The 7,360-nt window shown below is 44.5% G+C and carries 6 protein-coding genes; 4 read left to right on the top strand and 2 right to left on the bottom strand.

Annotation, left to right across the window (positions count from 1 at the left end; genetic code table 11):
• Nucleotides 1-153: 153 nt before the first annotated feature.
• On the bottom strand, nucleotides 154-1,290 hold the full coding sequence (gene argE, locus AB4653_RS21985) for an acetylornithine deacetylase (RefSeq protein WP_009848891.1): 1,137 nt from the start codon (nucleotides 1,288-1,290) through the stop codon (nucleotides 154-156).
• A gap of 153 nt (nucleotides 1,291-1,443) precedes the next feature.
• Between argE and argC the strand changes: the two genes are divergently transcribed.
• The 4 genes from argC to argH all read left to right on the top strand — a co-directional run bounded on the left by argC (nucleotide 1,444) and on the right by argH (nucleotide 6,796).
• Nucleotides 1,444-2,448, top strand: a complete 1,005-nt coding sequence (gene argC, locus AB4653_RS21980) for an N-acetyl-gamma-glutamyl-phosphate reductase (protein WP_102258061.1) — start codon at nucleotides 1,444-1,446, stop codon at nucleotides 2,446-2,448.
• Between the two features lie 12 nt (nucleotides 2,449-2,460).
• Nucleotides 2,461-3,249: an acetylglutamate kinase gene (argB, locus tag AB4653_RS21975; protein ID WP_009848893.1), complete on the top strand. Its 789-nt coding sequence runs from the start codon at nucleotides 2,461-2,463 to the stop codon at nucleotides 3,247-3,249.
• A 113-nt stretch (nucleotides 3,250-3,362) separates the two neighbouring features.
• Complete coding sequence (locus AB4653_RS21970; protein WP_009848894.1) at nucleotides 3,363-4,574, top strand: argininosuccinate synthase; 1,212 nt, start codon at nucleotides 3,363-3,365, stop codon at nucleotides 4,572-4,574.
• A 347-nt stretch (nucleotides 4,575-4,921) separates the two neighbouring features.
• On the top strand, nucleotides 4,922-6,796 hold the full coding sequence (gene argH, locus AB4653_RS21965; RefSeq protein ID WP_009848895.1) for an argininosuccinate lyase: 1,875 nt from the start codon (nucleotides 4,922-4,924) through the stop codon (nucleotides 6,794-6,796).
• Nucleotides 6,797-7,050: 254 nt separating this feature from the next.
• Here argH and AB4653_RS21960 read toward each other — a convergent pair whose 3' ends face one another.
• Nucleotides 7,051-7,299 carry a DUF3624 domain-containing protein gene (locus tag AB4653_RS21960; RefSeq protein WP_032555354.1) on the bottom strand — a complete coding sequence of 83 codons (249 nt, stop codon included), beginning with the start codon at nucleotides 7,297-7,299 and terminating at the stop codon, nucleotides 7,051-7,053.
• Nucleotides 7,300-7,360: the final 61 nt, after the last annotated feature.

Genomic DNA, 7,360 nt, shown 5'->3' with positions numbered 1-7,360 from the left:
TTATTAGGTTTAAAAATGCGGGAGAAGTAAATTTTTCAAAACTTAGGGAAAAAGTGAAATTTAATTACAAGATCGGGCTGTGTCAGGGATAACAGAATAAAAGCCACCTTTTCGGGTGGCTTTTATACGAAAATATCGGAAGGAAAGTAATAACTAGAAACAATATTTACGGATCGATTTACTCAGAACATCAATTGTAGGGTCAATAAAATCGAAGCTTAAGAACTCATCCGGTTGGTGAGCTTGGTCGATTGAGCCTGGGCCTAACACTAAGGTTGGACATAACTCCTGAAGGAAAGGTGCTTCAGTACAATAGTTCACAGTTTGAGATTCGGTTTCACACACCGATTCCATGCCACCGATAAATGGATGATCGTGCTGACACTCGTAACCCGGAATCGGCTCATGCAGGGGAGTAATCTCAATCCTGCCCGGCCATTTTGCTTCTACTTCCTTGAGCGCGCTGCGCAGCATGTTATCCAAACCATCTAAGCTGATGCCCGGTAAAGGACGAACGTCGTAGTGTAATTCACAACAACCACAGATTCGGTTAGCGCTATCTCCTCCGTGAATATGCCCAAGATTTAGAGTAGGGCTTGGTATCGCGAAGCCCGGGTGATGGTACTCCTTGACTAACTTGTCACGCAACTGCATTAAAGCAAATAACACTTCATGCATGATCTCGATGGCGTTAACGCCTAAAGCTGGATCTGAAGAGTGACCTGATTTACCCGTTACTCGTACTGCGTTGGCGACATGGCCTTTATGACCACGAATCGGCACTAGGCTGGTTGGCTCACCAATAATGCAGTAGTCCGGTTTAAACGGCGCATTTTCAGTGAAATGACGTGCACCTAGCATAGTGGTTTCTTCGTCACACGTTGCTAAAACATAAAGTGGCTTGGTTTGCTTGCTCCAATCCATTTTCTTCGCAGCTTCATAAACGAAGGCAAAAAAGCCTTTCATATCGGCGGTGCCTAATCCGTAGAAGCGGTTGTTGTGTTCTGTCAATGCGTGAGGGTCGAAGTTCCAACGCCCTTCATCGAATGGCACGGTATCGCTGTGTCCTGCAAGCAATAAGCCCCCTTCGCCAGAACCCATCTTTGCGACCATATTATGCTTGCCGGGTTCGACTTCCACGACCTCAACGCTAAAGCCTACGTCTTTAAACCATTGAGCCATTTTTTCGATCACTTTCTCGTTGCCATGATCCCAGCTTGGATCTGTTGAGCTAATGGAGTCGGTGGAAATTAGGCCTTTATAGACCTCAAGGAAACTCGGTAATTGCATAATATCTTCACTTCTACTATTGACAGGAAAACCATAAGTCGGTAAAACACATATTAAATCATATTTAATGCATAAGAAATCAAATATAGCTAAAAATTAAGTATGAATAGTCAAATTTGAAATGTAACTTACCTCAAGAATGGATGTGTTGAGATGTTGAAAACCACGATCATTGGTGCAAGCGGCTATACAGGAGCAGAACTGGCTCTAATGATAAACAGACACCCTGAGCTCACGCTATCAGGTTTATATGTCTCAGCCAATAGTGTAGATGCGGGCAAACCTATCGCTGCACTGCACGGTAAGTTAGCTGGCCTGATTGATATGCCAGTACAACCTTTAACAAATCCGGAAGAAGTGGCTAAACAGTCTGATGTGATTTTTCTAGCAACGGCACACGAAGTCAGTCACGACCTAGCGCCCATTTTTCTAGAGAACGATTGCCAAGTTTTCGACCTATCGGGTGCATTCAGAGTTAAAGGTGAAAACTTCTATCAAGAGTTTTACGGTTTTGAACATCAACACGAACAATGGCTAGACAAAGCGGCTTACGGTTTAGCGGAATGGAACGAACAAGAAATAAAAGAAGCTCAGCTTGTTGCGGTAGCGGGTTGTTACCCAACGGCATCACAACTGGCGATTAAGCCTTTGGTTGAAGCCAAGTTACTTGATGAGAACCAATGGCCAGTGATTAACGCAACCAGCGGTGTAACTGGTGCAGGCCGCAAGGCGACCATGGTTAACAGCTTCTGCGAAGTGAGCCTGCAAGCTTATGGCGTCTTCAATCACCGTCATCAACCTGAAATGGTCGCACATTTAGGATGTGATGTGATTTTCACCCCGCACCTCGGCAACTTTAAGCGTGGCATTTTAGCGACCATTACCATGAAACTGGCTGACGGTGTGACAGAACAACAGATACAAGATGCCTTCGAGCAAGCTTATCAAGGTAAGCCAGCCGTGAGATTGCTCGAAGAGACATTGCCAAGAATTCAAGATGTAGAACAGACACCTTTCTGCGATTTAGGCTGGAAGGTACAAGGTCAGCACATCATCGTTGTTTCGGCGATTGATAACTTATTAAAGGGTGCATCTAGCCAAGCGATGCAGTGTTTAAATTTACGTTATGGTTTTGCGCCATTAACTGCGTTAGTGTAAGGGAATCTAGATATGAGCCTTAATAATCAACCATTAATCATAAAGTTAGGTGGCGCTGCGCTATCTTGTGGTGAAACACTTAGCAAGTTATTTGGTGCGATTTCAGCTTACCAACAACAGGCACAGCGACCAATCGTGATTGTTCACGGCGGTGGTTACCTTGTTGATGATTTGATGAATAAGTTGAACCTCGAAACCGTTAAGAAAGAGGGGCTTCGTGTTACTCCTTATGATCAGATCCCTGTTATCGCTGGCGCGCTAGCGGGCACGGCTAACAAACTACTTCAAGGTCAGGCGATTAAAGACGGTATCAATGCCGTTGGTTTGAGCCTTGCAGATGGTGGTTTATGCAAAGTGAGCGAACTGAACCCTGAACTGGGCGCGGTAGGTAAAGCGGAGCCGGGCGACTCAACCGTCCTGCAAGCGATTCTTAATGCGGGCGCACTGCCAATCATTAGCTCAATTGGTCTGACTGAGCAAGGCCAACTGATGAACGTTAATGCCGACCAAGCTGCGGTTGCCGTTGCAGGCGCGCTTGATGCTGAACTGGTACTGCTTTCTGATGTAAGTGGTGTGTTGGATGGCAAAGGTCACCTGATTCCAAGCCTTAATCAACAACAAGCTGATGACCTTATTACAGGCAAAGTGATTACCGATGGCATGATCGTGAAAGTACAAGCTGCACTAGAAGCCGCTAATGACCTTGGACGACCAATCGAGGTTGCCACTTGGCGATACCCAGAAAAACTGACACAACTTTTTGCAGGTAAAAGCATAGGAACGCAGTTTTTACCTCAGTAGACCTCACAACGAGTCACTACTTAAAGAATTTAGACAAATAAATTTAACACATAATAATGAAGTCATTTCCAACGCTGACCGCCATGTGCAGTATGGAAACTAGGAGAAAGAAAATGAGCAAAGTTAACGTAAAGAAAGTTGTAGTAGCCTACTCTGGCGGTCTAGACACATCAGTAATCATTCCATGGTTGAAAGAGAACTATGATTGCGAAGTTATCGCATTTGTTGCAGATGTAGGCCAAGGCGATGAAGAGCTGATTGGTATTGAAGAGAAAGCAAAAGCATCTGGTGCTTCTGAGTGTTACATCGCTGACCTTAAAGAAGAGATGGTGGCAGATTACATCTACCCAACGCTGAAAACGGGCGCTTACTACGAAGGTAAATACCTACTAGGTACTTCAATGGCTCGTCCAATTATCGCGAAAGCTCAGGTTGAGGTTGCACGTAAAGTCGGTGCAGACGCACTGTGTCACGGCTGCACAGGTAAGGGGAACGACCAAGTTCGTTTTGAAGGCGCATTTGCTGCTCTCGCACCAGACTTACACGTAATTGCACCATGGCGTGAATGGGATCTAGTGAGCCGTGAAGAGTGTCTAGATTACTTAGCTGAACGTAACATCCCTTGTACGGCTTCTCTTACTAAGATCTACTCGCGTGATGCAAACGCATGGCATATATCTACAGAGGGCGGCGTGCTAGAAAATACATGGAACGCACCGGATGAAGATTGCTGGGCTTGGACTGTAGACCCAGAGCAAGCGCCAAACGAATCTGAAACTGTGACGCTTAAAGTTGAAAAAGGTGAAGTGGTAGCGGTTGATGGCGAAACAATGACGCCATACAACGCACTGGTTTACCTAAATGAGAAGGGTGCGAAGCACGGTGTTGGTCGTATCGATATCGTAGAAAACCGTCTTGTTGGCATGAAGTCTCGTGGTTGTTACGAAACTCCAGGTGGCACAATCATGATGGAAGCACTGCGTGCAGTAGAGCAACTGGTTCTTGATAAAGCGGCATTCGAATTCCGTGAAGAGCTAGGTGTTAAAGCTTCTCACCTTGTATACGACGGTCGTTGGTTCACTCCGCTATGTAAGTCAATTCTTGCGGCAACAGATGAACTAGCACAAGACGTAAATGGTGAAGTGGTTATCAAACTTTACAAAGGCCATGCAACGGTGACTCAGAAGCGTTCTGACAACAGCCTGTACTCAGAAGAGTTTGCAACCTTTGGTGAAGATGAAGTTTACGACCAAAGCCACGCTGAAGGCTTTATCCGTCTTTACTCGCTATCAAGCCGTATCCGTGCTCTGAATAGTCAAAAGTAATCCTAACCATGAGTTAGTAAGCTAGCCTTTTACGAATAACGGAAGGTTAGCAAATAGACATTATTATGCAAAGCCCATCCACTATTGACTAGTGAATGGGCTTTTTTCTATCTATTAGTCTAATAAATCAGCTTCGGTTTTTATCATTGAATGGCATATAATTCGCGAATCACGCTGAAAATAAATAGTGGATTAAATCATTGATGAATAAATATGTGAAAATAATGAATTAATACTTTATTTTCATTTTGAATTGCCGTAAGTTTAAACCATCAGAAAAATACTGAATTTTAATCAGAATTATCATTTGCAAAAACAGTGAGCACTGTGCAATTAGGAGATACACAATGGCATTATGGGGCGGTAGATTTACCCAAGCAGCAGACACCCGGTTTAAAGATTTTAACGATTCTCTTCGTTTTGATTACCGATTGGCTGAGCAAGACATTGTGGGCTCAATTGCCTGGTCTAAAGCTCTACTGTCGGTCAACGTATTAACAGAAGAAGAGCAACAGAAGCTTGAGTTAGCGTTGAATGAGCTAAAACTTGAGGTGATGGAAGATCCTGAACAGATTCTACGTTCTGATGCAGAAGATATTCACAGCTGGGTCGAGCAACAACTTATCGGCAAAGTCGGTGACTTGGGCAAAAAACTTCACACTGGCCGTTCTCGTAATGACCAAGTGGCCACAGACCTTAAACTATGGTGTCGTCAGCAAGGTAACCAACTGCTACTTGCATTGGATCGCCTACAAAGCCAAATGGTGAACGTCGCTTCTCAGCATCAAGAAACCGTACTTCCTGGCTACACTCACTTACAACGTGCTCAGCCGGTAACTTTTGCTCACTGGTGCTTGGCTTACGTTGAAATGCTTGAGCGTGATTATTCTCGTTTGAATGATGCGATTAAGCGTCTAGATACATGTCCGCTGGGTTCTGGTGCCCTTGCTGGAACTGCTTACCCGATGGACCGTGAAGAGTTAGCTCACAACTTAGGTTTCCATCGTGCAACGCGTAACTCTCTAGATTCAGTATCTGACCGTGATCATGTGATGGAGCTGATGTCGATTGCATCTATTTCTATGCTTCACCTTTCGCGTCTTGCAGAAGATATGATTTTCTACAACTCGGGTGAATCGAACTTCATCGAGTTAGCAGATACCGTGACATCAGGTTCATCTCTGATGCCACAAAAGAAAAACCCAGATGCGCTAGAGCTTATCCGTGGCAAAACTGGCCGTGTATACGGTTCATTAGCCGCAATGATGATGACAGTGAAAGCTCTGCCTTTGGCGTACAACAAAGACATGCAAGAAGATAAAGAAGGTCTGTTCGACGCTTTAGATACTTGGAATGATTGTATGGAAATGGCTGCTCTTTGTTTTGACGGCATTAAAGTGAACGGCGAACGTACACTTGAAGCAGCAAAACAAGGTTACGCGAACTCAACAGAACTGGCTGATTACTTAGTAGCGAAAGGCATTCCTTTCCGTGAAGCTCACCACATTGTTGGTGTAACAGTCGTCGCAGCTATTGCTAAAGGCTGCGCATTAGAAGAGTTAACCATCGCAGAGATGAAAGAGTTCTCTGAGGTGATTGAAGAGGATGTGTATGACATCCTGACCATTGAATCGTGTCTTGAAAAACGTAGTGCGCTAGGCGGTGTATCACCACAACAAGTGGCTTACGCGGTTGACCAAGCAGAGAAGCGTTTATCACAGCGTGATACTTCTATCGTTAAGGTTCGTTCTGCTCGTCTGACCGATATTGAAGCGTTGGAAGGCATGGTGGCCTACTGGGCGAATATGGGTGAAAACCTGCCTCGTTCTCGTAATGAACTGGTGCGTGATATTGGTTCGTTTGCCGTCGCAGAGCATCATGGAGAGGTGACAGGTTGTGCATCACTTTATGTGTATGACTCTGGCTTAGCGGAAATCCGTTCGTTAGGTGTTGAAGCTGGTTGGCAAGGCCAAGGGCAGGGCACCGCGATTGTGCAGCACTTGGTTGATAAAGCGCGACAAATGGCGATCAAGAAGGTGTTTGTGCTGACTCGTACCCCAGAGTTCTTTATGAAGCATGACTTTTTACCGACATCAAAATCTCTGTTGCCTGAGAAGGTACTGAAAGATTGTGATCAGTGTCCTCGCCAACATGCATGTGATGAAGTGGCGTTGGAAGTGAATTTGGTTGAACAGATCATCGCAAAGGTGAATGTTGCATAAGGCATTGATTTTATGGCACCTAAAAAAAAGATCAAAAATCTGATCTTTTTTGGGAACAAACTAAGAAAAGTCCGGTCTATTAAAGTACCACTGCTTTTTCTTAGAATTTTCTAAGAAAGCCCTAGAATCGATTGGTTCTGGGGCTTTTTTCTATCTGCTGTTTGGGAAATGAGGGTAGGTCGTTAAATCAAAGCACTATCGGGTCATTGAATCGAACATCTAGCCATTATCGTTTATCTAATCAAGTCTTTCTGCTAACGCTTCTTTTCCCTTAAAGGCAGCACGAAAAATTTCATTATCCAATGCAACCACAACAACCCACTGAACGTGAAAGCGGCCATCATCAACGCGATGGCATTGATGGTTTTTGGGTCTTCTTTGAAAAATAACCACCACGCTCCCCAACTTAAAATCGACAACACCATCAGTTGGTTCATACAACGTTGGCAGCGGCCGAGTTTGTTACGGATTTTTTCACTTTTATTGCAATGAATGCATGTCATCTTAGGTTTGATTCGCGTTATGCTTGTTGCCTTGATAATAACACGTCACAAGATATTGGAT

The organism is Vibrio sp. 10N.222.48.A3 (assembly GCF_041475345.1).
Classification (GTDB): Bacteria; Pseudomonadota; Gammaproteobacteria; order Enterobacterales; family Vibrionaceae; genus Vibrio; species Vibrio tasmaniensis_A.
The sequence above is the reverse complement of the archived record's forward strand: the minus strand, read 5'-3'. Positions and strand labels throughout refer to the sequence as shown.

Coding starts and splice junctions, on each gene's coding strand:
- AB4653_RS21960 (WP_032555354.1), bottom strand. CDS start 7,299: ATGACATGCATTCATTGCAATAAAAGTGAAAAAATCCGTAACAAACTC.
- argC (WP_102258061.1), top strand. CDS start 1,444: ATGTTGAAAACCACGATCATTGGTGCAAGCGGCTATACAGGAGCAGAA.
- argH (WP_009848895.1), top strand. CDS start 4,922: ATGGCATTATGGGGCGGTAGATTTACCCAAGCAGCAGACACCCGGTTT.
- argB (WP_009848893.1), top strand. CDS start 2,461: ATGAGCCTTAATAATCAACCATTAATCATAAAGTTAGGTGGCGCTGCG.
- AB4653_RS21970 (WP_009848894.1), top strand. CDS start 3,363: ATGAGCAAAGTTAACGTAAAGAAAGTTGTAGTAGCCTACTCTGGCGGT.
- argE (WP_009848891.1), bottom strand. CDS start 1,290: ATGCAATTACCGAGTTTCCTTGAGGTCTATAAAGGCCTAATTTCCACC.